Origin of the sequence: Dorea hominis, assembly GCF_014287705.1 — a bacterium.
Lineage (GTDB): Bacteria > Bacillota > Clostridia > Lachnospirales > Lachnospiraceae > Dorea_D > Dorea_D hominis.
Genome location: NZ_JACOOY010000008.1, coordinates 35,154 through 59,195, shown reverse-complemented (window position 1 = coordinate 59,195; position 24,042 = coordinate 35,154). Strand labels below are relative to the sequence as shown.

Here is a 24,042-nt window from a genome sequence, read left to right as displayed (position 1 = left end):
AACCCCTTTAAAAATTAAAAAAAGTGTAGTATAATGAATGAATATTTCAGGAAAGTCAACTCAGACAAAGATTCCCACAACAGATGTGAAAGGATGAATAAAGCATATGATGAGAGAAAAATATGAATCTCTTCCATTAGCTACGCTTAAAGAGCTTGCGAAAGCGCGTGGCCTGAAAGGCATTTCAACAATGAAAAAAGCAGAGTTGATTGAATTAATGCTGAAGGAAGATGCAAAAGAAAAAAAGGCATCCCAGGAGAATGTAAAAGAGATGTCAGCAAACACTGGCGACAGAGAACTGCATGATATTGACAAACTGGACAGCGGTGTTGTCGCAAATGGAATTCTGGAAGTTATGCCGGATGGATATGGATTTATCCGAAGTGATAATTATCTGCCGGGTGATCATGATGTATATGTATCTCCGTCACAGATCCGTAAGTTTAATCTGAAGACAGGAGATATTCTGGAGGGGCATACAAGAATCAAGACACAGCAGGAGAAGTTCAGTGCACTTCTTTATCTGTCAAAGATCAATGATATGGATCCGATGAAAGCGATCCACCGGAAGAACTTTGAAGATATGACACCGATTTTCCCGGATGAAAGAATGCGCCTGGAGAGCGGACAGACAAGCACAGCGATGCGTATTGTCGATCTGCTTTCCCCAATCGGTAAAGGACAGCGCGGTATGATCGTATCACCTCCGAAAGCAGGTAAGACAACTCTGCTTAAGCAGATTGCACTTTCTGTCAGAAAGAACAATCCGGAAGTACACCTTCTGATCCTTTTGATAGATGAGCGTCCGGAGGAAGTTACAGATATCAAAGAAACGATTGAAGGCGACAATGTAGAAGTTATTTACTCTACTTTCGATGAGTTACCGGAGCACCATAAGCGTGTGTCAGAGATGGTGATCGAGCGTGCCAAGAGACTGGTAGAACATAAAAAGGACGTTATGATTCTGCTTGACAGTATCACAAGACTGACAAGAGCATATAACTTAACTGTACCGCCGTCAGGAAGAACACTTTCCGGTGGTATCGATCCGGCTGCACTGCATATGCCGAAGCGCTTCTTCGGAGCAGCGAGAAATATGCGTGGCGGAGGAAGCCTTACAATCCTGGCAACCGCGCTTGTAGATACCGGAAGCAAGATGGATGACGTCATTTATGAGGAATTTAAAGGAACCGGTAACATGGAACTTGTTCTTGACCGCAAGCTGTCTGAAAAGAGAATGTTCCCGGCTGTAGATATTCCAAAATCTGGTACACGAAGAGAAGATCTCTTACTTACACCGGCAGAGCAGGAAGCAGTCGATACGATGCGTCGTGCACTCAATGGTATGCGCGCCGAAGACGCTGTGGATAATATCCTCAACATGTTCTCCAGAACAAAGGATAATGGAGAATTTATCCAGTTGATGAAAAAGACAAAATTAGTCTAGACAAGCTGTGTTTTTTGTGATACAATAACAAAGCTGTTTAGAAAACGAATCATAATCGCGAAAATCGCGTGAAAGTAAAAAATAAAAAGAAGAGGTGAAAATCATGAAAGAAGGAATACATCCAGCATATTATCAGGCAACCGTAACTTGCAACTGTGGTAACACATTCGTAACAGGATCAACTAGCGAGGACATCCACGTAGAGATCTGTTCTAAGTGTCATCCGTTCTATACAGGACAGCAGAAAGCAACTCAGGCTCGTGGCCGTGTTGATAAGTTCAATAAGAAATACGGAATGAACAAATAAGTTCGCAGGTTTTGGGTTGAGGTTTTGTAATCTCAACCCTTTTTTCGTTATAAAAGTTTTAAAGGAGGCTTTATGAAGTCATCAGAAATCGGAGGCCAGGCAGTCATCGAAGGTATTATGATGCGCAACGGAGATGAATATGCCGTGGCAGTGAGAAAGCCGGACGGAGAAATCCATGTGAAGACGGAACATTATGAAGGAATTTCCGGTAAATGTGGGATACTTTCTAAGATTCCATTTATCCGGGGGATTTTTAAATTTGCAGATTCTATGGTTCTTGGAATCCGGACATTAATGTATTCGGCAGAATTTTTTGAGGAAGATGAAGAAGAACAGAAAAAGGAGCTGACAGCAAAAGAACAGGAGAAAAAAGAAAAACAGGATGCATGGGCAATGCGCGGTATGCTTGCGTTTTCTCTTGTATTTGCTGTTGTGATCTTTATGATGGTTCCGTATTTTCTGTCTTCATTGTTCAAAAATATTATTCCGTCATACGAAATCCGGACACTGCTGGAGGGAGTGGTACGGATTCTGATATTTATTTTATATCTGGCACTGATTTCCAGAATGGAAGATATACAGCGCACGTTCATGTATCATGGTGCAGAGCATAAATGTATCAACTGTATTGAACATGGAATGGAACTGAATGTTGAAAATGTCCGCAAGAGTTCCAGACAGCACAAACGTTGCGGAACCAGCTTCCTGTTCCTGGTTCTTGCAATCAGTATTATTTTACTGCTTCTGATCCATGTGGATTCCATGGGGATGCGTGTTGTTGTAAGACTCCTGCTTCTGCCCGTAATTGCCGGAATTTCTTATGAGATCCTGCATCTGGCGGGAGACAGTGACGGTGCACTTATCAATCTTGTGAGCAAACCGGGACTTGCGATCCAGAAGTTGACAACGAAAGAACCGGATGACAGTATGATCGAAGTCGCGATCCAGGCAGTAGAAGCAGTGTTTGATTGGAGAGATTATGAACGGAAAAATTTTTAATCTGGAAGAGCTTTTTCGAAGTGGCAAAGAGAGACTGCGCGAAGCACAGATTGAAGAAGCAGATCTGGATGCGTGGTATCTGTTGGAATATATTACCGGAGTTACGAAGACGGCATATTATGGTAACCCCAAAGCAGATGTGCCGGAAGAACAGGCAGAAGAATACGAAGTCGCACTTGCAAAGCGCGCAGAGCACATTCCATTGCAGCATATTACCGGGAGACAATACTTTATGGGATATGAATTCCTTGTAAATGATCAGGTACTTGTTCCTCGACAGGATACCGAGAATTTGGTAGAAGAAGCATATCGTCATATAAAAGAAAAATTAAAAAAAGAGCCGAATAAGAAAGTACAGGTTTTGGATGTGTGTACCGGCTCTGGCTGCATTTTACTAAGTCTTATGAAGCTGTGCGGACAGATCGAAGGAACCGGTGTGGATATATCCGAAGGCGCACTGGAAGTAGCGCGACAGAATGGAGAGAGACTTAAGGCGGATGCTGTATTCAGGAAGAGTGATTTGTTTGAAAATGTGGAAGGAGCATACGATATCATCGTTTCCAATCCACCGTATATCCGGAGTGCCGTAATCGAAGAGCTTGCCGATGAAGTAAAATTACATGATCCGTATATTGCGCTTGATGGGAAAGAAGACGGACTGTATTTTTACCGGAAGATTATTGCTCAGGCAGGAAAATACCTGAAACCGGGCGGATGGATCTTATTCGAGATCGGGCACGATCAGGCAGAAGAGGTATCCGCGCTTCTTGCGCAGGCGGGATACGACAAAATTGATGTGAAAAAGGATCTGGCAGGACTTGACCGTGTTGTCAGTGCAATGTACAATAAAGGATAGCCTTGAAACAGGTGTGAAGAGAAGAAACAGGAGGAGAAAATATGTTTGACAAATTAGAAGATTTGCTCATTCGATTTGAAGAAATATTAAGCGAGCTTCAGGAGCCAGATGTTGCAAATGATCAGAACCGTTTCCGTAAACTGATGAAAGAGCAGAATGATTTGACCCCAATCGTTGAGGCTTATAAAGAATATAAAGCCTGCAAGCAGGCAATTGCAGATAGTCTTGAGATGTTAGATGAAGAGTCTGATGAAGAACTGAAAGAACTTGCAAAAGAGGAACTAAGTGAGTCCAAGAAGAGAGTGGAAGAATTAGAGCATGAGCTGAAGATCCTTCTTCTGCCTAAGGATCCGAACGATGACAAGAACGTTATAGTCGAAATCCGTGCAGGAGCAGGGGGAGATGAAGCTGCTTTATTTGCTGCTGAGATTTACCGTATGTATCTGCATTATGCAGAAGGACGCCGTTGGAAAGTTGAGATGATTTCATTAAATGAGAATGGAATCGGTGGATTCAAAGAGTGTGTATTTATGATTACAGGACAGGGCGCATATTCCCGTTTGAAATACGAAAGCGGTGTACATCGTGTACAGCGTGTGCCGGAGACAGAGAGCGGCGGGCGTATCCATACATCCACGATCACGGTAGCGATCATGCCGGAGGCAGAAGATGTAGACGTAGTGATTGATGACAAAGATATCCGTATTGACGTTATGCGTGCATCCGGTAACGGTGGACAGTGTGTCAATACAACAGACTCTGCGGTACGTCTGACTCACTACCCGACAGGAATCGTGATTTACAGCCAAACAGAGAAATCCCAGTTACAGAATAAGGAAAAAGCTTTCCGTTTGTTACGTTCCAAATTATACGATCTGGAGATGGAGAAGAAACAGGCATCTGAAGCAGAAGCAAGAAGAAGCCAGATCGGTACAGGAGACCGTTCTGAAAAGATCCGTACTTACAACTTCCCACAGGGACGAGTAACAGATCACCGTATCAAGCTGACACTGCATAAACTGGACTCTATTCTGAATGGAGATCTGGACGAGATCATCGACAGCCTTACAGCAGCAGACCAGGCAGCAAAGCTCGCGAATATGAACGAAGAGTAAAAATTATACGAATTGTTTATAACGAGATAAATGAACAAAATATAGAAGGAAGATTATGGAAGAATATCAGTTTAAAAAGGCAGCACTGGAAGACAAAGAGATCATTGATCACTATTTCAGGCATCATACCAGCCGGAGCTGCGAGAGAACTTTTGTAAATCTGTATCTCTGGTCAAGACAGTATCCGGTAAAATGGGCAGTCATAGAGAATACACTTGTATTCAAAAGTGAGGACGAGAATCACATTGCCTTTGCTTTTCCGGCAGGAAAAGATGAGGATGTGAAGAATGTGATCCCGGTTCTGGAAAGATACTGCGAAGACCGGGGACGTACATTTTCCATGTATAATGTGACACCGGATAATTTTGAACGTTTGCAGGAATGGTTCCCGGACAGATACCAGATCGAGTATGACCGTGACCAGGCGGATTATGTTTATGAGACTGAGAAGCTGGCAACCTTATCCGGTAAAAAATTACATGGCAAGCGAAACCATATTAATAAATTTAAAATTATGTATGAAGACCGCTGGAGCTACGAACCGATGACAAAGGGTAATGTGGAAGACTGTTTCCAGATGGCATTAAAATGGAGAAATGAAAACGGTTGTGAGGAAGATCTGGAGAAGAATGCAGAGATCTGTGTGACACTGAATTCACTCAGATTGTTTGAAGAACTGGGTCTGAAAGGCGGTGTACTCCGTATTGATGGAGAAGTAGCAGCCTTTACGGTAGGAGAACCAATCTGTTCGGATACTTTTTGTGTGCATATTGAGAAAGCATATGCAGAAGTACAGGGAGCATATCCTATGATCAACCAGCAGTTTGTATCACATGAGTGCATGGATTACAAATATGTAAACAGAGAAGAAGATACCGGGGCAGAAGGCTTAAGAAAGGCAAAGATGTCCTACCGTCCGGTGTTCATGGTGGAAAAAGGCACTGTGACAAGAAAATAAATAATAAAAAGGAGTGTGTAACATGATTGCAGAGAAGATGAAAGGAATGGTAGCAAACAGTTCTGCCATTCGTGCGATGTTCGAAGAAGGTAACAGACTGGCAGAGATATACGGGGCAGAGAACGTTTTTGATTTCAGCCTTGGCAATCCGAATGTGCCGGCTCCGGAAGCAGTAAAAAAAGCGATTATCGAGCTTGTAAGTGAGAGTGATCCGATCGTACTGCATGGCTACACAAACAGCAACAGCGGTTATGCAGATGTAAGAGAGACAATTGCAAATTCGCTGAATGAGAGATTCGGAACTTCTTTTGAAGGAAAGAATATCATCATGACAGTAGGGGCAGCAGGTGGCTTAAATGTTATTTTGAAGACACTGTTAAATCCGAGAGATGAAGTAATTGCGTTTGCACCATATTTCGGAGAATACCGTTCTTATACAAACAACTTTGACGGAGTACTGGTTGAAATTTCACCAGATAAAGAGACGTTCCAGCCGAAGCTTGATGAGTTCGAGCAGAAGATCACAGCAAAGACAAAAGCAGTCATTGTGAACACACCGAACAACCCGACAGGTGTTGTATATTCAGAAGATACAATTAAAAAAATGGCAGCGATCATGGAAGCAAAACAGAAAGAATTCGGAACAGAGATTTATCTGATTTCTGACGAACCATATCGTGAACTAGCATACGATGGAGTGGAAGTGCCATATCTGACGAAGTATTATGACAATACGATCGTAGGATATTCCTACAGTAAGTCGTTATCACTTCCTGGAGAACGCATTGGATATCTTGTGATTCCAGACGAAGTAACAGACAGTGAAACGGTATTGTCAGCAGCTAATGTAGCAAACCGTATTCTCGGATTTGTAAACGCACCGACATTGCAGCAGAAAGTCGTTGCAAAATGCATTAACGAGAAGACAGATCTGTCTTTCTATGACAGAAACAGAGAGACTTTATACAATGGACTTCTGGAGTGCGGATTTGAGTGTATCAAACCACAGGGAGCATTTTATCTGTTTGTAAAATCTCCAATTGCAGATGAGAAGGAATTTTGCAGCATTGCGAAGAAATACAATCTGCTCCTCGTTCCGGGAAGCTCTTTCGCATGCTCTGGATATGTAAGACTTGCATACTGTGTATCTTATGAAACAATTGTAAATTCTCTTCCGAAGTTCAAAGAGCTTGCAAAAGAGATGAAATGTATCTAGGCAGTTGTTAATGATGTACAGATAAAGGAGAGTCTATGTATTCATTTGAAGAGAATATAAGGAAAGTAGAACCGTATGTTCCGGGAGAACAGCCGACCGGAAAAGTAATTAAATTAAATACAAACGAGAATCCGTATCCGCCGGCAAAAGGTGTGACAGAAGCGCTGGAGTCTATGAATACGGATCTTCTCCGCAAATACCCGGATCCGACAGCAGATATTCTTGTGAAAGAACTGGCAGATTTTTATAATGTCGGAGAGGAACAGGTATTTGTAGGAGTGGGATCGGATGATGTGTTATCCATGTGTTTCCTGACATTTTTTAATTCGGATAAGCCAATCTTTTTCCCGGATATCACGTATTCATTTTATGAAGTATGGGCGAACCTGTACCGCATCCCATATACGTGCAAGGAGCTGGATAAGAATTTTGAGATTGTTCCGGAAGATTATTACGGAGAAAATGGAGGCGTGATCTTTCCGAATCCGAATGCGCCGACCGGGCTTTATCAGGAACTTGATAAAGTGGAAGATATTATCCGACACAATCCGGATGTGATTGTAATTGTAGATGAGGCATATGTTGATTTTGCAGGAGAGTCAGCACGTTCACTGATTGACAAGTACGATAATCTGATCGTTGTGCAGACCTTTTCAAAAGCAAGATCCATGGCAGGCATGCGGATCGGATATGCGATCAGTAATCCGCATCTGATCAAATGCCTGAATGATGTAAAGTATTCATTTAACTCTTATACGATGAACCAGACATCACTGGTCTGCGGTGTCGAAGCTGTAAAAGACCGTGCACATTTTGAAGAAACGGTGCATAAAATTATCGAGACAAGAGAATGGGCAAAAGAAGAGCTGGCAAAACTTGGATTTGAGTTCCTTGATTCCAAGGCGAACTTTATCTTTGCAAAACATCCCGAATACGATGCAAAAGAACTTTTTGAAGCAATGAAAAAAGAGAATATCTATGTGCGTTTCTGGGGAAGCAGACGGATCGAGCAGTACATGCGGATTACAATAGGAACAAAAGAAGAGATGGAAACAATGTTTTCATTTCTTAAGAGATATATGAATAAATAGGAGAAGAATATGACAGAAACTTTAGTGCAGGGCCTGATACATGCCCTTAGAGGAAGCATGGGAAAAGAAGCAATCGTCTTTATCATTTCCATGATTCCGATCGTAGAACTTCGTGGTGCATTACTTGTTGCAGGACCAATTCTCGGTGTGCCGGTAGCAGAAGCGATTCCGCTTTCAATTATTGGAAATATCGTGCCGGTGCCTTTTATTCTGCTTCTGATCACACCGATCTTTGCATGGATGAAAGGAACGAAGAAGCTGAAACCACTGGTGGAAAAGCTGGAAACAAGAGCAATGAGCAAAAAAGACCAGATCGAGAAATATGAGTTCTGGGGACTTGTACTGTTTGTTGGTATTCCACTTCCGGGAACCGGAGCGTGGACAGGATCTCTGATCGCAGCGCTTCTGGGAATAAGATTCAAAAAAGCGTTTCCGGCAATCATGCTTGGAATCTGTATGGCAACTGTCATTATGTGGTTTGTTTCTTATGTCCTGCTTGGCGGCGTGCATTTGCTTGGATAGAGAAAAGAAGAAAAACGGGAGAGACTATTATGGATAAGATTTATGATGTAACAGCGATGGGCGAGATGCTGATCGATTTTACGAAAAACGGAGAGAGTGAACAGGGAAACGGTCTGTTTGAAGCATGTCCGGGCGGAGCGCCATGCAATGTTCTTGCAATGCTGAACAAGCTTGGCAGAAAGACTGCTTTTATTGGAAAAGTTGGAAATGACCAGTTTGGAAGACTTTTAAAAGATACGATCGATGCGATAGGGATTGAGACAAAAGGTCTGATCTTGGATGAAGAGATTAAGACAACACTTGCCTTTGTTCATACATTTCCGGACGGAGACAGGGAATTCTCTTTTTATCGTAAACCAGGTGCAGATATGATGCTGGAAGAAAAAGAAGTTGATGAAGAATTGATTCGCGGATCAAAAGTATTTCATTTCGGTACATTATCCATGACAGATGAGCCGGTTCGCACAGCGACAAAGAAAGCGCTCGAGACTGCAAAAGAAGCAGGATGTCTGATCACATTTGATCCGAATTTACGACCACCGTTATGGAAATCTCTGGATGAAGCAAAAGAGATGATGGAATATGGATTTACACAGTGTGATGTGTTAAAAATATCTGATAATGAGATTCAGTTTGTATCCGGAAAAGAAGACTATGATGAGGGAATTCAGTATTTACAGGATAAATATCACATTCCACTCATTTTCCTGACAATGGGAAAAGACGGAAGCCGTGCATATTACAAAGATATGCGTGTAGAAAAAGCGGGTTATCCGGTGAAAGCGATAGAGACAACCGGAGCAGGGGATACATTCTGCGGATGTGCGATCAATGGTGTGTTAAAATATGGAATCGATAATCTCACAGAAGAAAATCTGGAGGAAATCCTTCAGTACGCGAATGCCGGCGCAGCGCTTATTACATTAAAAAAAGGAGCTATCCGTTCCATGCCGGAACCGGAACAGATAGAAGAGATGATAAAAAATGGCAGTCAGAATTAATAAAGAACTTCCGTCACCGGCGGAATTAAAAAAAGAATATCCATTGTCGGATAAATTAAAAAACATTAAAGAAAAAAGAGATGAGATGATCAAGGATGTATTTGCCGGTAAATCCGATAAATTCCTTGTAATTGTCGGACCGTGCTCCGCGGATAATGAAGATGCGGTATGCGAATATGTAAACCGTCTTGCGAGAGTTAATGAAGAGGTCGAAGATCGTTTGATCCTGATCCCGCGTATTTATACAAATAAACCGAGGACAACCGGGGAAGGATACAAAGGAATGCTGCATCAGCCAGATCCGGAGAAAGCACCGGATCTGTACGCCGGAATCCTTTCCATCCGTAAGATGCATTTAAGAGCAATGGAAGAGACAGGGCTTACAGCGGCAGATGAGATGCTCTACCCGGAGAACAGAAGTTATCTGGATGATATTTTATCTTATGAGGCGATCGGTGCAAGATCTGTGGAAAATCAGCAGCATAGATTAACAGCAAGTGGAATGGACATCCCGGTAGGAATGAAGAATCCGACCAGCGGAAATCTCGAGGTTATGCTAAATTCCATTGTTGCAGCACAGAAAGGACATCGTTATATTTATCGCGGAATGGATGTGTCTACAAGCGGTAATCCTTATGCACATGCGATTCTGCGTGGTGGTGTAGATAAATACGGAACCTGTATTCCGAACTATCATTACGAAGACTGCATCCGCTTATATGATCTGTACCAGAAAAAAGATCTGGAGAATCCGGCAATTATTGTAGATGCCAACCATTCAAATTCGAATAAGAAATTCAAAGAACAGATCCGTATTACAAGCGAAATTCTGCACAGCAGAAGATACAATCCGGCTCTCAAAGATATGATAAAGGGTGTTATGATTGAGAGCTATCTGGAAGAAGGAAGACAGGATATCTGTGATCATATGACTTACGGAAAATCAATTACAGATCCGTGTCTTGGATGGGACGATACAAGAGATCTGATTCTGAAGATAGCAGAAGAATGTTAATAGGAAAATAAAAAATACGTATACTAAAATCTCGGTTTTGGTATACGTATTATTGTATTTTTAAGTGGGAAGTTGCTTCCCAGGACTCTAAGAGTTCCAAGTAATGTAACAACTCCTTTTTCGATTGGAGTGACAGCTTACGGTATCTTGTAAGCAGGAGCGCTTCGGTCTGCGAAGTGTGCGGCTCATCAAAAGTGGTAATTTCAACAGGGGAATCATCAAGCAGATAATCTACGCTGACATGGAACAAATCTGCCATAACATTCAGTTTGTCATGGGAAGGTTCTCGGCTTTTTGTTTCATATCCGGCAACAGTAGAACGTGCAACATTTAAAGCGGCGGCAAGCTGAGCCTGTGTCATATGATTTTGCCCGCGTAAAGCTTTTAATTTTTCAGCGAATGATGCCATAATACGTTACCGCCTTTCTGGATATTGGATAATATATATGTATTTTAACAATTGTTTCGATAAAGAACATAGAATGTGCCAATACTCAACAATAAGCAGAACAAAAGTTCCGAAACGCGACACAAATGAGACATGAAAGGAACAAATCAGCTGGCATCATAAATTTATTATATGGAAAGGAAGCGATATTATGCGTCAGGAAAGATTTAAGATGGAAAGAGAAGGACTGGTTGAAGAAGGTCAGGAGGTCGTGATCAGCGAAAGAAGCGCCGTGACCGGTCAGTATACTTATCTGGTAGAGCCGTCAGTTGCAATGTCCGGCATTTACCGTACAAGAGAGCGTATCATGTCCCGAAAAGGGATTATCAAGGAAATCGAGAAGACAGAGAGAGGTTTTTATCTCGTAGTGGAGATGGAGGAATAAAGTTATTTACACAGGGACAGACAAGAAATTTCACCGGATGATAATTTCCCCAAAATAAAAAATCTCCATTATGACTAAGAAAATTCAATAGAGGGAACATTATTTTGGAAAAGACACAAGGCGCTTGCCATTGACACCCGATTGGAAAAAACTTATAATTTGTATAAAACATATTAGTATTATACGGAAGGACGAAGATAGATGTTTATAGCAAAAAATGATGAAGAACAAAGAAGCAGAATCTGGAGGGCAGTCGTACTGGTTTCAACTGCGCTGATCATCCTGATTGCAATCTTCCTGCTGACGAAGATGTTCACTTCCAATCCGGTAGAAGGAACCTGGAAGGATGAGAATGGAAGAATGGATCTGAGTATCCATGGCAGCGGTTCGGCAGATGTGACGCTGTTAGATTTCCAGGAGCAGGACAAAGTAGAAGTGCCTTTAGCTTATTCGATTGATAAGGATGCGAAGACGATTACATTTTCCTATGATGACGCGAAGTTAAAAAGCGTAGCTGATAAGTCTAAGGGCGCATATAGCGAAAATGATCTGGAGACAGCTCTTGAATCGCTGGCATCGACTTACACGTACAGTGTTGACCAGGAGTGTCTGACACTTACGGAGAGCGAATATGGCGATCAGATGGTATTAGATAAGGAATAATTAAGATCCCTCTATTTTCCCTGTTCAAAGGAACGGGTGATAGAGGGTTTTTCCGACATTTAGAGAGAAAAGAAACAGAATAATTGCGGTTAAGGAGAGGAATTATGACAAGAGAACGTACGAAAGTAGTACAGATTGGAAATGTGAAGATCGGTGGAGGAAATCCGATTGCAATTCAGTCTATGACGAATACGAAGACAGAAGATGTAGATGCAACGGTTGCACAGATCCATGCGCTGGAGAAAGCAGGGTGTGAGATTATCCGCTGTGCTGTGCCGACGATAGAAGCGGCGGAAGCACTTGGAAAAATCAAGAAGCAGATTCATATTCCATTGGTGGCGGACATTCATTTTGATTACCGGTTGGCGATTGCTGCGATTGAGAATGGCGCAGATAAGATCCGTATCAATCCGGGAAATATCGGGGATGCATCCCGCGTGCAGGCAGTGGTAGATAAGGCAAAAGAACATGGCATCCCAATCCGTGTCGGGGTAAACAGCGGTTCTCTGGAGAAGAATCTGGTAGAGAAATACGGTGGCGTTACAGCTGAAGGCCTGGTTGAGAGTGCCATGGATAAAGTACATATGATTGAAGAGATGGGCTATGACAATCTGGTTGTCAGCATCAAATCTTCCGATGTACTGATGTGTGTGAAAGCGCATGAGCTGATCGCTGACCAGTGTAAATATCCATTACATGTAGGTATTACAGAGTCCGGTACTTTACTTGCCGGAAATATTAAGTCATCCATTGGGCTCGGTCTGATCCTGCATCAGGGAATCGGAGATACGATCCGTGTATCACTGACCGGAGATCCGACAGAAGAGATCAAGTCTGCAAAATTAATTTTAAAGACACTCGGACTTCGTAAAGGTGGAATCGAAGTTGTGTCCTGTCCGACCTGCGGAAGAACGAAGATCGATCTCATAGGTCTTGCAAATCAGGTAGAGCAGATGGTAGCTGATATTCCGCTTGATATCAAAGTTGCGGTGATGGGCTGTGTCGTAAACGGACCGGGAGAAGCAAAAGAAGCAGATATAGGAATCGCCGGAGGAATCGGAGAAGGACTTCTGATCAAGAAGGGCGAGATTGTGAAGAAAGTAAAAGAAGATGAGTTGTTAGAAACATTAAGATGGGAGCTTTTACACTGGAATGAATAAAAAATTTTTTGAAGTATTTCCAACATTAAAGGTGAAAGATGATATGCGTCTGTTATTACAGGACGTAGAAGTTAGCAAAGTCACGACGAATTCTAATCGTGACTTTGTCCGTATTCATATAGAAAGTGCTCATTTACTTCAGAAGAAGATGATCTACCGTGTGGAATCTATGGTAAAGGAGCAGTTATTCGGAAAAAACAGACTCCAGATAGAGGTAAAAGAGCAGTATCATTTATCGGCACAGTATACGCCGGAGAATCTGCTTAACGAGTATCTGGACAGTATTCTGGAAGAACTGGGGACGGAGAGTGTCGTAGAGCGCAGCATGATGCAGAGCGCTACGTGGTCTTTTGATACGGAAAATGTACTGAGACTCCAGCTTACAGATACAATTGTTGCAAAGGGCAAGAAAGAGCATCTCGTACATTATCTGGAGCGGATATTTGCAGAGCGTTTTTGTTGTCCGATTGAAGTACACGTTACATATAAGAAAGCAAAAGACAGCAAATTAAAATATAATGACCAGAAGATTCAGCAGGAAGTAGAAGCAATTCTGGAACACACAGCGGCAGTGAGAGAAGAAAATGCCGCTCAGGAAGCGGAAGCTTCGGACGAAGATAAGAAAAAAGAAACGAAAAAAGAGGAAAAGAAAGCAGCAGCGGTGCAAAAGTCTGCATCAAAACCAATGACTGGTGGAAAAGGTAAGAAATTTTCCGGAAACTTTGGTAAAAAAGAGCGGTTTTCTCCATTTAAGCGGAATCCGGACGATCCGAATCTACTCTATGGACGTGATTTTGATGATGATCCTATCGAGTTATCCACAGTTGTAGGTGAGATGGGTGAGATTACCTTCCGTGGCAAAGTCATTGAATTTGATACCCGTGAGATCCGTAATGAGAAGACAATTGTCATGTTCGCAGTGACAGATTTTACCGATACGATCATGATTAAGATGTTTGTAAGAAATGAGCAGCTCCCAGATGTATTAGGTGATATCAAGAAAGGCGCTTTTCTGAAAATCAAGGGTGTAACAACGATCGATAAATTTGACGGAGAACTGACAATCGGTTCGGTAACCGGAATCCGCAAGATCAGTGATTTCACAGAATCCAGAATGGATACTGCGCCGGAGAAACGTGTGGAGCTTCACTGCCATACAAAGATGAGCGATATGGACGGTGTCTCTGAGGTAGTTGATATTCTGAAGCGTGCCCATGAATGGGGACACAAGGCGATCGCAATCACAGACCACGGCGTGGTACAGGCATTCCCAATTGCCAATCATTTTATTGAAGGATTGGATAAAGACGATCCATTTAAGGTGATTTACGGAGTGGAAGGTTATCTGGTTGATGATCTGCAGGATGTTGCAGTGAATGAAAAAGGGCAGAGCCTGAATGACACATATGTAGTATTCGACCTTGAGACGACCGGATTCAGCTCAATCAAGGACAAGATTATCGAGATTGGTGCTGTAAAGGTGGAAAATGGAGTGATTACTGACAAATTCAGTACATTTGTCAATCCGAAAGTGCCGATTCCGTTTGAAATTACGAACCTGACGGGCATTACCGATGACATGGTTATGGAAGCGCCGGATATCGAGACGATCCTGCCTCAGTTTCTCGAATTTGTCGGAGATGCGGTACTGGTGGCACACAATGCAAGCTTTGATGTAAGCTTTATTGAACAGAATTGCAGATATCAGGACATCACACCGGATTTTACATCGGTAGACACGGTAGCGATGGCGAGAATCTTACTGCCGACTTTATCGAAGTTTAAGTTGAATGTTGTGGCGAATGCACTGCACATTTCTCTGGAAAATCATCACCGCGCTGTTGATGATGCGGGAGCGACGGCAGAGATTTTCGTAAAATTTGTGGAAATGCTGCGCGCCAGAAATATTAAGACGTTGACGAAATTAAACCAGTTTGGAGCGCAGAATAAGGATGCAATCAGGAAATTACCGTCCTATCATGTAATTATTCTTGCAAAGAACCAAACCGGTCGTGTGAATCTTTACAAACTGGTGTCGGAGTCACATCTGGACTTTTATGCGAGACGCCCGCGTATTCCGAAGAGTGAGTTGTCAAAATACAGAGAAGGCTTGATTGTAGGAAGCGCCTGCGAAGCGGGAGAGCTGTATCAGGCGATCTTAAATGATAAGTCTGAACAGCGGATTTCCAGAATTGTCAACTTCTATGATTATCTGGAAGTACAGCCGCTTGGAAACAACGAATTCATGATCGATAGCCCGAAGATTACGAAGGTAAACAGTGAGGAAGATTTGCGTGAGATCAACCGGAAGATTATTGCGTTAGGTGAAAAGTTCAATAAGCCGGTTGTGGCAACCTGTGATGTGCATTTTCTGAATCCGGAAGATGAAGTGTACCGCCGGATTATTATGGCGGGTAAGGGATTCCCGGATGCGGATAACCAGCCGCCGCTGTATCTGCACACAACGGATGAGATGTTAGAAGAATTTGAATACCTCGGTTCTGCGAAAGCAAGAGAAATCGTAATAGAGAATCCGAACCGGATTGCCGATATGATCGAACGGATTTCCCCGGTGCGTCCGGATAAGTGTCCGCCGGTTATCCCGGATTCGGATAAGACGTTGCGTGAGATCTGTTATAATAAAGCGCACTCCATGTACGGAGAGGAACTTCCACCGGTTGTTACGGAACGTCTGGAGAGAGAGCTGAACTCTATTATTTCCAACGGATTCGCTGTTATGTATATTATCGCACAGAAGCTGGTATGGAAATCAAATGAGGACGGCTATCTGGTAGGTTCCCGTGGATCCGTAGGATCTTCTTTCGTTGCTACGATGGCGGGAATCACGGAAGTTAATCCGCTAAGCCCGCATTATTACTGCCCGAATTGTCATTACAGTGATTTTGATTCGGATGAAGTGCGTGCGTATGCCGGAGGCTGTGGATGGGATATGCCGGATAAGAACTGCCCAGAATGTGGCACACCGTTGATCAAAGATGGTTTTGACATTCCATTTGAGACTTTCCTTGGATTCAAAGGAAATAAAGAACCGGATATTGACCTGAACTTCTCCGGTGACTACCAGAGTAATGCGCATAAATATACAGAAGTTATTTTCGGAGCAGGTCAGACTTACCGTGCCGGAACGATCGGTACGCTGGCAGATAAGACAGCGTTCGGTTATGTGAAGAATTATTATGAAGAGCGCGGACAGGGAAAGAGAACCTGTGAGATCAATCGTATTGTAGGTGGATGTACCGGTATCCGCAGAAGTACCGGACAGCATCCGGGTGGTATTATCGTACTTCCACTGGGTGAGGATATTAACTCGTTCACTCCAGTGCAGCATCCGGCAAATGATATGACAACAGATATTATCACAACACATTTTGATTACCATTCCATCGATCACAACTTATTGAAGCTGGACATTCTCGGACATGATGATCCAACAATGATCAAGACGCTGGAGGAATATATCAGCTCACCGGCGATGGACAATGAATACAATGAAACAGATCACAAATTTGTAGCGACGGATATTCCGCTGGATGATCCGGACGTAATGTCACTCTTCCACGATACATCGGCGCTTGGAATCGCACCGGATGATATCGGAGGCTGTCCGGTTGGCTGCCTTGGTATTCCGGAGTTTGGAACGGATTTCGTTATCCAGATGGTTGTCGATACGAAACCAAAGACGTTATCGGATCTGATCCGTATCTCCGGTCTGTCTCACGGAACGGATGTATGGCTGAATAATGCGCAGGATCTTATCAAGAGTGGCAAGGCAACGATTTCCACAGCAATCTGTACGCGAGATGATATTATGACGTATCTGATCAATAAAGGACTGGACAGTGAGGAATCCTTTACGATTATGGAACGTGTGCGAAAGGGAACAGTAGCAAAGGGAAAATGTAAGGAGTGGCCGGACTTTAAGAAAGATATGATCGACCATGATGTACCGGACTGGTATATCGGTTCCTGCGAGAAGATCAAATATATGTTCCCGAAAGCCCATGCGGCTGCATATGTCATGATGGCATACAGAATTGCTTATTGTAAAGTTAATTATCCGCTGGCATATTATGGCGCTTATTTTGGAATCCGTGCTAATGCATTTTCTTATGAAAAAATGTGTCAGGGTAAGGAAAAGCTGCAATATTATATCAATGACTATACAAGAAGATCTTCCTCGCTTACGAATAAAGAGCAGGATGAGATGAAGGATATGCACATCGTGCAGGAAATGTATGCGAGAGGATTTGAATTTATGCCAATCGATATTTATAAAGCGAAAGCGACAAAGTTCCAGATTATTGACGGAAAACTGATGCCGCCGTTCTCTACGATTGATGGAATGGGAGATAAGGCTGCAGAGGCAGTAGAAGTTGCCGCAAAAGATGGTCCATATCTGTCCAGGGATGATTTCAGACAGCGTACAAAAGCAAGTAAGACGGTTATTGATACGATGAATGATCTTGGATTGTTTGGAGAACTGCCGGAATCCAACCAGTTATCATTGTTTGATTTTTAAACGGATATTTTAAATCATCATTACAGAAATATAATGAAAAGAAAGTAAAAAAGATAAAGGAGTCAGTAAGACATGGAAAGTAAGAAACGGTACAAAGGAATTATATGTATTATCATGTCAGCTTTTTGTTTTGCATTGATGAGTTTCTTTGTACGAATGGCAGGAGATTTACCACCGATACAAAAAAGTTTCTTTAGAAACTTTGTGGCGGCTATTTTTGCCGGCGTTATATTAATGAAGAATGGAGTACCATTTCACTGTAAAAAAGAAAATTTAGGCTATATGCTTGGAAGATCCATCTGTGGAACGATTGGAATCCTCTGTAATTTCTATGCAGTAGATCATCTGGTGCTGGCAGATGCATCGATGTTAAATAAGATGTCTCCATTTTTTGCAGTAATCTTCAGCTACTTTCTGTTAAAAGAAAAGATTACGGTGCCACAGGGATTATTTGTAATCGGTGCATTTGTGGGAAGTTTATTTGTGATCAAACCGACATTCAGCAATATGGATCTGCTCCCTTCCCTGATCGGACTGTGTGGAGGAATCGGTGCAGGAGCGGCATATACGATGGTAAGAAAACTTGGAGAGCGGGGAGAAAAGGGACCGTTTATTGTATTTTTCTTCTCTACCTTTTCCTGTGTTGTGACGTTGCCATGGCTGCTTTTTGACTATCATCCGATGAGTCTTGCACAGATCGGGATTCTGCTGTTTGCAGGATTGTCGGCGGCAGGAGGCCAGTTCTCTATTACAGCAGCATATTGCTATGCTCCGGCGAGAGAGATCTCTGTTTATGATTATTCACAGATTATCTTCTCGGCAGGACTTGGATTTTTCTTCTTCGAACAGATCCCGGATCTGTTAAGCTGGATCGGCTATGCAGTCATCTGTCTGATGGCAGTAGCAATGTTTTTATATAACAATCGCAGAACGGAGTAAAAGATATGAGACAGTCACAGATTACACAGTGGTGTCAGGCGATCATAGAATCGCAGGCAGTAAAAGAAGGCCTGTATATCGATGCAACAATGGGAAAAGGTGGAGATACCGCCTTCTTATGCAGACTTGCAGGTGAAAATGGACATGTTCTTGCATTTGATGTGCAGGAAAAAGCGCTCCATCTTACAAAAGAGCGTCTTACAAAAGAAGAACTTGCAGACCGGGCAGAGCTTTATCTGTGCGGACATGAGCATATGGCAGAATATGCAGGAGAAGAGACTGTGGATGTGATCTGCTTTAATTTTGGATATCTGCCGGGTGGAGATCATAAGGTTGCAACCCATGCTGAAACCAGTATGCAGGCAATCCTGCAAGGATTGAAACTTTTGAAGCGTGGAGGGATGATGAGTCTCTGCATATACAGTGGCGGCGATACCGGTTTTGAAGAAAAAGATGCAATTCTGAATCTGTTGCGTACACTGCCGTCAAGAGAATATACAGTGATCGCAAATGAGTATTATAATAGAAAAAATAATCCGCCTATGCCAGTGTTTATTTTTAAATCATGATATACGAGTAGAATTGTGGAAGTATGAAGTATGGAGCAATTCGTATGGCATAATAATATACAAGAAGAAAGGAGTTCATAAGATGAGAAGAACAGACAGAGAAGTCACAGACAGAGAAAAACAGATGGAAATCCTGCATGTATGTAAAGTTGCAAGAATTGGAATCCAGGATGGAAAGGGCGTATATGTAGTGCCTGTAAACTTTGGGTTTACAATAGAAACAGATAAATTGACAATGTATGTGCATGGAGCAAAAGAAGGCAAGAAACTGGACTTAATAAAAGAAAATCCATATGTTGGATTTGAGATGGACTGCAAAGATGAACTCGTTGAAGGAAAAGTTGCATGTCAGTACAGCTACTATTATGCAAGTATTATCGGCAGTGGCAAGGCATCTGTCGTAGAAGATCAGGAAGAAAAATGCAAGGCTCTGGCAGCGATCATGAAACATCAGACCGGTAAAGAGTTCAAAGACTTCAGTGAGAATCCGAAGCTTGCAGATGCAGTTGGAGTTTTCAAAATCGAAGTGGATGAATATACATGCAAGCAGCATGCATAAAAAGGTGTCTGTAAAGTACCTTTTGTTCAATTAATGCTTTAAACTACGAAAGTAATGTGCTATACTATAACAAGTGGCAGGCGTAAAGGTTTTGCGCCTGTTTTCGTAATATTGGGGAGAAGAATCCCGGTAGCATGAAGGAGGATGTAACATGATTTGGGCAAAGGAAGAAACCCTGCCAAGAGCTGAGATTGAGAAGATCCAGCTGGAGCGGTTAAAAGAGACCGTACATTATATTTATGAAAAAGTAGAACCATACCGTGAGAAGATGGATGCAGCAGGTGTGAAACCGGAAGACATTCAGACGCTGGATGATCTGAAGAAGCTGCCATTTACATATAAAGCAGATTTCAGAGATCATTATCCAACAGGACTGTTTGCAGTAGATAAGAAAGAACTGGTACGTTTCCATGCAAGTTCCGGAACAACCGGTAAACCGACCGTTGTAGGATATACAAGAAAGGATCTGGATACATGGCTAAATAACGTGGCACGAATCGCCTGTATGGGCGGTGCGACACCAGACGATATCGCACAGAATGCATTTGGATATGGAACATTTACCGGAGCGCTCGGACTGCAGGGCGGATTGGAGAAAATCGGAGCAGCAGTCATCCCGATGTCATCCGGTAATACAAAGAAGCAGATTATGTTTATGCAGGATGTTGGAACAACACTTCTGATCGCAACACCATCTTATGCACTGCATCTTGGAGAAGAGATTCGTGCAAGAGGACTGGATCCGGAGAAGGATCTGCATGTCCATATCGGTCTGTTCGGCGGTGAGGGCATGACAGAACCTATGCGTGACGAGATGCACAAAGTATGGGGGGAGAATTTCCTCTGCACACAGAATTATGGTATGAGTGAATTATGTGGACCAGGTGTTGCAGGTGAGTGTGAACAGCTCTGCGGTATGCATATTAATGAAGACTGGTTTATCCCTGAGATCATCGATCCGAAGACAGAAGAAGTACTCCCACCGGGAGAAAAAGGAGAACTGGTTGTAACTTGTCTCGGAAAAGAAGCGCTTCCGCTTGTTCGTTACAGAACTGGTGACCTGACCAGATTATTTTATGAACCATGTAAATGTGGAAGAACTACAGTGCGCATGGAGAATTTATCCGGTCGCGCAGATGATATGCTTGTTATCCGTGGTGTCAATGTATTCCCGACACAGATTGAAGAAGTGATGTTACAGATTCCGGAGATCGGACCACATTATGAGATCGTAGTAGAGAGAAAGAACCGTCTGGATGTTATGACGATTACTGTAGAATTAGTAGATGACAGACTGCTTGACAGCTACAGCAAGTTAAGCGAACTGGAGCAGAGAATCAAAAAGGGATTAAAAGCACAGCTTGGACTTGCGACACAGATCAAACTGGTTGCGCCACATTCTCTGAAACGATTCGAAGGAAAAGCAAAACGAGTAACAGATTTACGAAAGGATGGACTGTAAAATGGCAGAAAATAAAAAAGTAATTATGCTCGGCAATGAAGCGATTGCCAGGGGAGCATATGAAGCGGGAGTGAAAGTTTCCGCAGCATATCCGGGAACACCGAGTACAGAGATCAGTGAGAATCTGGTAAAATATAAGGATTCTCTGTACTGTGAGTGGTCACCGAATGAGAAAGTAGCAACGGAGGTTGCAATCGGAGCCTCCGTTGCAGGTGTCCGTGCAATGTCCTGTATGAAGCACGTTGGATTTAACGTGGCGGCAGATCCGGCTTATACTGTTTCCTATATGGGAGTTAACGGCGGACTGGTTATTGTTGTCGCAGACGATCCGGGACTTTACAGTTCCCAGAATGAGCAGGATACAAGAATGGTGGCACGTGCAGCACAGCTTCCGGTACTGGAGCCTTCTGACAGTTCAGAGGCAAAAGAATTTATGAAAATAGCTTTTGATTTAAGTGAGAAATATGACAGACCATTTGTATTCCGTACAACAACAAGACTCGCACATTCACAGGGACTGGTAGAGTTATGTGATCCGGTAGAAGTGCCGGACAAACCGTATGTAAAAGACATCCGCAAGACGGTTATGATGCCGGGCAATGCGAAGCTTCGCCATGTCGAGATTGAAAAACGCAATCTGGAACTCGCTGAAGTTGCAAATACACTTCCAATCAACCAGGTAGAAATGAACGATACGAAGATCGGTGTGATCACAAGTGGTATCCCGTATCAGTATGTAAGAGAAGCAATGCCGGATGCATCTGTTCTGAAACTGGGAATGGTGAATCCGCTTCCGAGAAAACTGATTGAAGATTTCGCTTCCAAAGTAGAGAAGTTATATATCGTAGAAGAGCTTGATCCGGTGATCGAAGAACAGGTAAAATCCTGGGGAATCAAAGCAACAGGTAAAGAGATCTTCACTGTTCAGGGCGAATACAGTGCCAATATGATCCGTGAAGCAATTCTCGGAGAGAAGCTGGATCTGAAACAGCCGGCGCAGGCACCGGGAAGACCGCCAATCTTATGTCCGGGATGTCCACACAGAAGTGTGTACTATGTACTGAATAAATTGAAAATGCATGCGGCAGGAGATATCGGATGTTATACATTAGGAGCCGTTGCACCGTTAAGTGTAGTAGATACAACAATCTGTATGGGCGCAAGTATTTCCAGCTTACATGGTATGGAGAAAGCAAAAGGTAAAGAATATATCAAAAACTGGGTAGCTGTTATTGGTGATTCTACATTCCTTCATACAGGAGTTAATTCCCTGATGAATATGATGTACAATAAAGCAACAGGAACGGTTATGATTCTTGATAACTCTACAACCGGTATGACCGGACATCAAGATCACGCTGCAACCGGTAAGACACTGCAGGGAGATCCGACTTATGCAATCGATATTCCGGCACTTTGTCGTGCAATCGGTGTGAAGAATGTAATTGAAGTCAATGCATTTGACATTGAAAAATTGGAACAGGTTGTCAAAGAAGAAGTTGCGAAAGATGAAGTTTCCGTTATCATTACAAAGACACCTTGCGTACTGCTCAGCAAGAAGAAAAAACCATTATACGTGGCACACGCAGACAAATGTAAGAAGTGTGGAATGTGTATGAAACCGGGATGTCCTGCAATGACAAAGAATGAGGACGGAACGGTTCATATTGATGATACAATGTGTACCGGATGCGGACTGTGTGATAGCTTATGTAAATTCGGAGCAATAGAATTAGTAAAGGAAGGTGAGAAATAATGGCAGTAAAGAATATTATGATCGTCGGAGTCGGCGGACAGGGAACCCTTCTCACCAGCAGAATCCTTGGCGGACTGGCAATTGCAGGAGGTTATGATGTTAAATTATCCGAGGTACACGGAATGGCACAGCGTGGAGGAAGCGTTGTAACATTTGTCCGTTACGGAGATAAAGTAGCAGAGCCGATCGTGGAAGAAGGACAGGCAGATGTGATCATCGCATTTGAGCGTCTGGAAGCACTGCGCTATGCACATTTCCTCAAAAAAGATGGTGCACTGATCGTCAATGATTGGCGAATCGATCCGATGCCGGTTGTGATCGGAGCAGCTGAATATCCGGAGAATATTCTGGAGAATCTGAAAAAAGATTACCGTGTCTATGCAGTGGATGCTACAGAGGAATCTAAGAAACTTGGCAATCCAAGAGTATTTAACTTAATTGTACTCGGAATTGCAGCACAGCACATGGATTTTTCCAAAGAGCTCTGGTATGATGTGATAGAGAAGACGGTACCGCCGAAAACAATTGAGATTAACAAAAAAGCCTTTGACGTAGGCTATCAGTTATAGGAGGTGTCTTATGATCAGACAGGTATCAGTATTTGTAGAGAATAAACCGGGAAGTCTTATGGATGTAACTTCCAGACTGACAGAAGCAGGAGTGAATATCCGTGCAGTGGCAACATTTGACACACCGGAATTTGGAATTTTGCGAATGGTTGTAGATAAGCCGGATGAAGCAAAAGAATATCTGACAAAACTTGGGTATGTTGTGCGTATCCATGAAGTCATGGGAGTCGCACTGGAAGACAAGAAAGGCAACTTAAATCAGATGCTTGCAATTCTTGCAAAAGGTGAGCTGAACATCAATTATATTTATTCGTTTATTATCCGGGATGGCAAAGAACCGGTTATGGTGTTTAATACAGATGATTTTGCGAAAGCAGAGAAAGTATTAAAAGAAGCAGAGGTTAAGATTGTAGAAGAAGCCGATTTATAATACAAAGGTATTTTACAAGTACGAAGGAGGAGAGT

General features: G+C 42.8%; 23 protein-coding genes. 22 read left to right on the top strand and 1 reads right to left on the bottom strand.

What is annotated here, in order from left to right; all coding sequences use genetic code 11:
* Nucleotides 1-109 precede the first annotated feature (109 nt).
* The 11 genes from rho to H8S07_RS07715 all read left to right on the top strand — a co-directional run bounded on the left by rho (nucleotide 110) and on the right by H8S07_RS07715 (nucleotide 10,527).
* The gene (gene rho, locus H8S07_RS07765) at nucleotides 110-1,447 is read left to right on the top strand and encodes a transcription termination factor Rho (protein ID WP_186855828.1); all 1,338 of its coding nucleotides are present in this window, start codon (nucleotides 110-112) and stop codon (nucleotides 1,445-1,447) included.
* A gap of 103 nt (nucleotides 1,448-1,550) precedes the next feature.
* Nucleotides 1,551-1,754 carry a 50S ribosomal protein L31 gene (gene rpmE / locus H8S07_RS07760; RefSeq protein WP_021860808.1) on the top strand — a complete coding sequence of 68 codons (204 nt, stop codon included), beginning with the start codon at nucleotides 1,551-1,553 and terminating at the stop codon, nucleotides 1,752-1,754.
* A 72-nt stretch (nucleotides 1,755-1,826) separates the two neighbouring features.
* Entirely contained in the window at nucleotides 1,827-2,753 is a 927-nt protein-coding gene (locus H8S07_RS07755) for a DUF1385 domain-containing protein (protein WP_186855791.1), read from the top strand.
* A complete protein-coding gene (gene prmC / locus H8S07_RS07750) occupies nucleotides 2,734-3,609 on the top strand; it encodes a peptide chain release factor N(5)-glutamine methyltransferase (protein ID WP_021860806.1) in 876 nt (291 codons plus the stop codon). The genes H8S07_RS07755 and prmC overlap by 20 nt, the downstream gene beginning before the upstream one ends.
* Nucleotides 3,610-3,650: 41 nt before the next feature.
* Nucleotides 3,651-4,724: a peptide chain release factor 1 gene (gene prfA / locus H8S07_RS07745; protein ID WP_021860805.1), complete on the top strand. Its 1,074-nt coding sequence runs from the start codon at nucleotides 3,651-3,653 to the stop codon at nucleotides 4,722-4,724.
* 55 nt (nucleotides 4,725-4,779) lie between these two features.
* Complete coding sequence (locus H8S07_RS07740) at nucleotides 4,780-5,682, top strand: DUF2156 domain-containing protein (protein ID WP_118519447.1); 903 nt, start codon at nucleotides 4,780-4,782, stop codon at nucleotides 5,680-5,682.
* Between the two features lie 22 nt (nucleotides 5,683-5,704).
* On the top strand, nucleotides 5,705-6,898 hold the full coding sequence (locus H8S07_RS07735) for a pyridoxal phosphate-dependent aminotransferase (protein ID WP_118519446.1): 1,194 nt from the start codon (nucleotides 5,705-5,707) through the stop codon (nucleotides 6,896-6,898).
* Nucleotides 6,899-6,933: 35 nt separating this feature from the next.
* On the top strand, nucleotides 6,934-7,989 hold the full coding sequence (gene hisC / locus H8S07_RS07730; protein ID WP_118519445.1) for a histidinol-phosphate transaminase: 1,056 nt from the start codon (nucleotides 6,934-6,936) through the stop codon (nucleotides 7,987-7,989).
* A gap of 9 nt (nucleotides 7,990-7,998) precedes the next feature.
* Nucleotides 7,999-8,511: a COG2426 family protein gene (locus H8S07_RS07725; protein ID WP_118519444.1), complete on the top strand. Its 513-nt coding sequence runs from the start codon at nucleotides 7,999-8,001 to the stop codon at nucleotides 8,509-8,511.
* A gap of 29 nt (nucleotides 8,512-8,540) precedes the next feature.
* On the top strand, nucleotides 8,541-9,512 hold the full coding sequence (locus tag H8S07_RS07720) for a carbohydrate kinase family protein (protein ID WP_117536747.1): 972 nt from the start codon (nucleotides 8,541-8,543) through the stop codon (nucleotides 9,510-9,512).
* Nucleotides 9,496-10,527 (top strand): 3-deoxy-7-phosphoheptulonate synthase, encoded by a 1,032-nt coding sequence (locus H8S07_RS07715; protein WP_117536746.1) that lies wholly within the window; start codon nucleotides 9,496-9,498, stop codon nucleotides 10,525-10,527. Before H8S07_RS07720 ends, H8S07_RS07715 begins: the two co-directional genes overlap by 17 nt.
* Before the next feature lie 49 nt (nucleotides 10,528-10,576).
* Here the strand turns inward: H8S07_RS07715 and H8S07_RS07710 are convergent, their stop codons facing one another.
* Entirely contained in the window at nucleotides 10,577-10,936 is a 360-nt protein-coding gene (locus H8S07_RS07710; protein WP_021860798.1) for a helix-turn-helix domain-containing protein, read from the bottom strand.
* A 190-nt stretch (nucleotides 10,937-11,126) separates the two neighbouring features.
* Between H8S07_RS07710 and H8S07_RS07705 the strand changes: the two genes are divergently transcribed.
* The 11 genes from H8S07_RS07705 to H8S07_RS07655 all read left to right on the top strand — a co-directional run bounded on the left by H8S07_RS07705 (nucleotide 11,127) and on the right by H8S07_RS07655 (nucleotide 24,007).
* On the top strand, nucleotides 11,127-11,360 hold the full coding sequence (locus tag H8S07_RS07705; protein WP_021860797.1) for a hypothetical protein: 234 nt from the start codon (nucleotides 11,127-11,129) through the stop codon (nucleotides 11,358-11,360).
* Nucleotides 11,361-11,561: 201 nt separating this feature from the next.
* On the top strand, nucleotides 11,562-12,023 hold the full coding sequence (locus H8S07_RS07700) for a hypothetical protein (RefSeq protein ID WP_118519440.1): 462 nt from the start codon (nucleotides 11,562-11,564) through the stop codon (nucleotides 12,021-12,023).
* A 104-nt stretch (nucleotides 12,024-12,127) separates the two neighbouring features.
* Entirely contained in the window at nucleotides 12,128-13,183 is a 1,056-nt protein-coding gene (gene ispG / locus H8S07_RS07695; protein WP_021860795.1) for a flavodoxin-dependent (E)-4-hydroxy-3-methylbut-2-enyl-diphosphate synthase, read from the top strand.
* Nucleotides 13,176-17,723, top strand: coding sequence for a PolC-type DNA polymerase III (locus H8S07_RS07690; RefSeq protein ID WP_186855790.1), 4,548 nt, complete (start codon nucleotides 13,176-13,178; stop codon nucleotides 17,721-17,723). Before ispG ends, H8S07_RS07690 begins: the two co-directional genes overlap by 8 nt.
* A 72-nt stretch (nucleotides 17,724-17,795) precedes the next feature.
* Nucleotides 17,796-18,662: a DMT family transporter gene (locus H8S07_RS07685; protein ID WP_118519438.1), complete on the top strand. Its 867-nt coding sequence runs from the start codon at nucleotides 17,796-17,798 to the stop codon at nucleotides 18,660-18,662.
* A 5-nt stretch (nucleotides 18,663-18,667) separates the two neighbouring features.
* Nucleotides 18,668-19,231 (top strand): tRNA (mnm(5)s(2)U34)-methyltransferase, encoded by a 564-nt coding sequence (locus H8S07_RS07680; RefSeq protein WP_118519437.1) that lies wholly within the window; start codon nucleotides 18,668-18,670, stop codon nucleotides 19,229-19,231.
* Between the two features lie 82 nt (nucleotides 19,232-19,313).
* Nucleotides 19,314-19,790 (top strand): pyridoxamine 5'-phosphate oxidase family protein, encoded by a 477-nt coding sequence (locus H8S07_RS07675; protein ID WP_118520862.1) that lies wholly within the window; start codon nucleotides 19,314-19,316, stop codon nucleotides 19,788-19,790.
* A 151-nt stretch (nucleotides 19,791-19,941) separates the two neighbouring features.
* Nucleotides 19,942-21,252: a phenylacetate--CoA ligase family protein gene (locus H8S07_RS07670; RefSeq protein WP_021860790.1), complete on the top strand. Its 1,311-nt coding sequence runs from the start codon at nucleotides 19,942-19,944 to the stop codon at nucleotides 21,250-21,252.
* A 1-nt stretch (nucleotide 21,253) separates the two neighbouring features.
* Nucleotides 21,254-23,008 carry an indolepyruvate ferredoxin oxidoreductase subunit alpha gene (gene iorA, locus H8S07_RS07665; RefSeq protein WP_186855789.1) on the top strand — a complete coding sequence of 585 codons (1,755 nt, stop codon included), beginning with the start codon at nucleotides 21,254-21,256 and terminating at the stop codon, nucleotides 23,006-23,008.
* Complete coding sequence (locus H8S07_RS07660) at nucleotides 23,008-23,577, top strand: indolepyruvate oxidoreductase subunit beta (RefSeq protein ID WP_117536739.1); 570 nt, start codon at nucleotides 23,008-23,010, stop codon at nucleotides 23,575-23,577. Before iorA ends, H8S07_RS07660 begins: the two co-directional genes overlap by 1 nt.
* A gap of 10 nt (nucleotides 23,578-23,587) precedes the next feature.
* The gene (locus H8S07_RS07655) at nucleotides 23,588-24,007 is read left to right on the top strand and encodes an ACT domain-containing protein (protein WP_021860787.1); all 420 of its coding nucleotides are present in this window, start codon (nucleotides 23,588-23,590) and stop codon (nucleotides 24,005-24,007) included.
* Nucleotides 24,008-24,042 lie beyond the last annotated feature (35 nt).

Bases quoted from the DNA above. Each gene is read 5' to 3' on its own strand.
- H8S07_RS07670 (WP_021860790.1), top strand. From the start codon at position 19,942: ATGATTTGGGCAAAGGAAGAAACCCTGCCAAGAGCTGAGATTGAGAAG.
- H8S07_RS07715 (WP_117536746.1), top strand. From the start codon at position 9,496: ATGGCAGTCAGAATTAATAAAGAACTTCCGTCACCGGCGGAATTAAAA.
- H8S07_RS07720 (WP_117536747.1), top strand. From the start codon at position 8,541: ATGGATAAGATTTATGATGTAACAGCGATGGGCGAGATGCTGATCGAT.
- prfA (WP_021860805.1), top strand. From the start codon at position 3,651: ATGTTTGACAAATTAGAAGATTTGCTCATTCGATTTGAAGAAATATTA.
- H8S07_RS07700 (WP_118519440.1), top strand. From the start codon at position 11,562: ATGTTTATAGCAAAAAATGATGAAGAACAAAGAAGCAGAATCTGGAGG.
- iorA (WP_186855789.1), top strand. From the start codon at position 21,254: ATGGCAGAAAATAAAAAAGTAATTATGCTCGGCAATGAAGCGATTGCC.
- H8S07_RS07655 (WP_021860787.1), top strand. From the start codon at position 23,588: ATGATCAGACAGGTATCAGTATTTGTAGAGAATAAACCGGGAAGTCTT.
- H8S07_RS07755 (WP_186855791.1), top strand. From the start codon at position 1,827: ATGAAGTCATCAGAAATCGGAGGCCAGGCAGTCATCGAAGGTATTATG.
- H8S07_RS07735 (WP_118519446.1), top strand. From the start codon at position 5,705: ATGATTGCAGAGAAGATGAAAGGAATGGTAGCAAACAGTTCTGCCATT.
- H8S07_RS07675 (WP_118520862.1), top strand. From the start codon at position 19,314: ATGAGAAGAACAGACAGAGAAGTCACAGACAGAGAAAAACAGATGGAA.
- H8S07_RS07725 (WP_118519444.1), top strand. From the start codon at position 7,999: ATGACAGAAACTTTAGTGCAGGGCCTGATACATGCCCTTAGAGGAAGC.
- H8S07_RS07705 (WP_021860797.1), top strand. From the start codon at position 11,127: ATGCGTCAGGAAAGATTTAAGATGGAAAGAGAAGGACTGGTTGAAGAA.
- H8S07_RS07710 (WP_021860798.1), bottom strand. From the start codon at position 10,936: ATGGCATCATTCGCTGAAAAATTAAAAGCTTTACGCGGGCAAAATCAT.
- H8S07_RS07740 (WP_118519447.1), top strand. From the start codon at position 4,780: ATGGAAGAATATCAGTTTAAAAAGGCAGCACTGGAAGACAAAGAGATC.
- H8S07_RS07680 (WP_118519437.1), top strand. From the start codon at position 18,668: ATGAGACAGTCACAGATTACACAGTGGTGTCAGGCGATCATAGAATCG.
- prmC (WP_021860806.1), top strand. From the start codon at position 2,734: ATGAACGGAAAAATTTTTAATCTGGAAGAGCTTTTTCGAAGTGGCAAA.
- rpmE (WP_021860808.1), top strand. From the start codon at position 1,551: ATGAAAGAAGGAATACATCCAGCATATTATCAGGCAACCGTAACTTGC.
- H8S07_RS07690 (WP_186855790.1), top strand. From the start codon at position 13,176: ATGAATAAAAAATTTTTTGAAGTATTTCCAACATTAAAGGTGAAAGAT.
- rho (WP_186855828.1), top strand. From the start codon at position 110: ATGAGAGAAAAATATGAATCTCTTCCATTAGCTACGCTTAAAGAGCTT.
- H8S07_RS07660 (WP_117536739.1), top strand. From the start codon at position 23,008: ATGGCAGTAAAGAATATTATGATCGTCGGAGTCGGCGGACAGGGAACC.
- H8S07_RS07685 (WP_118519438.1), top strand. From the start codon at position 17,796: ATGGAAAGTAAGAAACGGTACAAAGGAATTATATGTATTATCATGTCA.
- ispG (WP_021860795.1), top strand. From the start codon at position 12,128: ATGACAAGAGAACGTACGAAAGTAGTACAGATTGGAAATGTGAAGATC.
- hisC (WP_118519445.1), top strand. From the start codon at position 6,934: ATGTATTCATTTGAAGAGAATATAAGGAAAGTAGAACCGTATGTTCCG.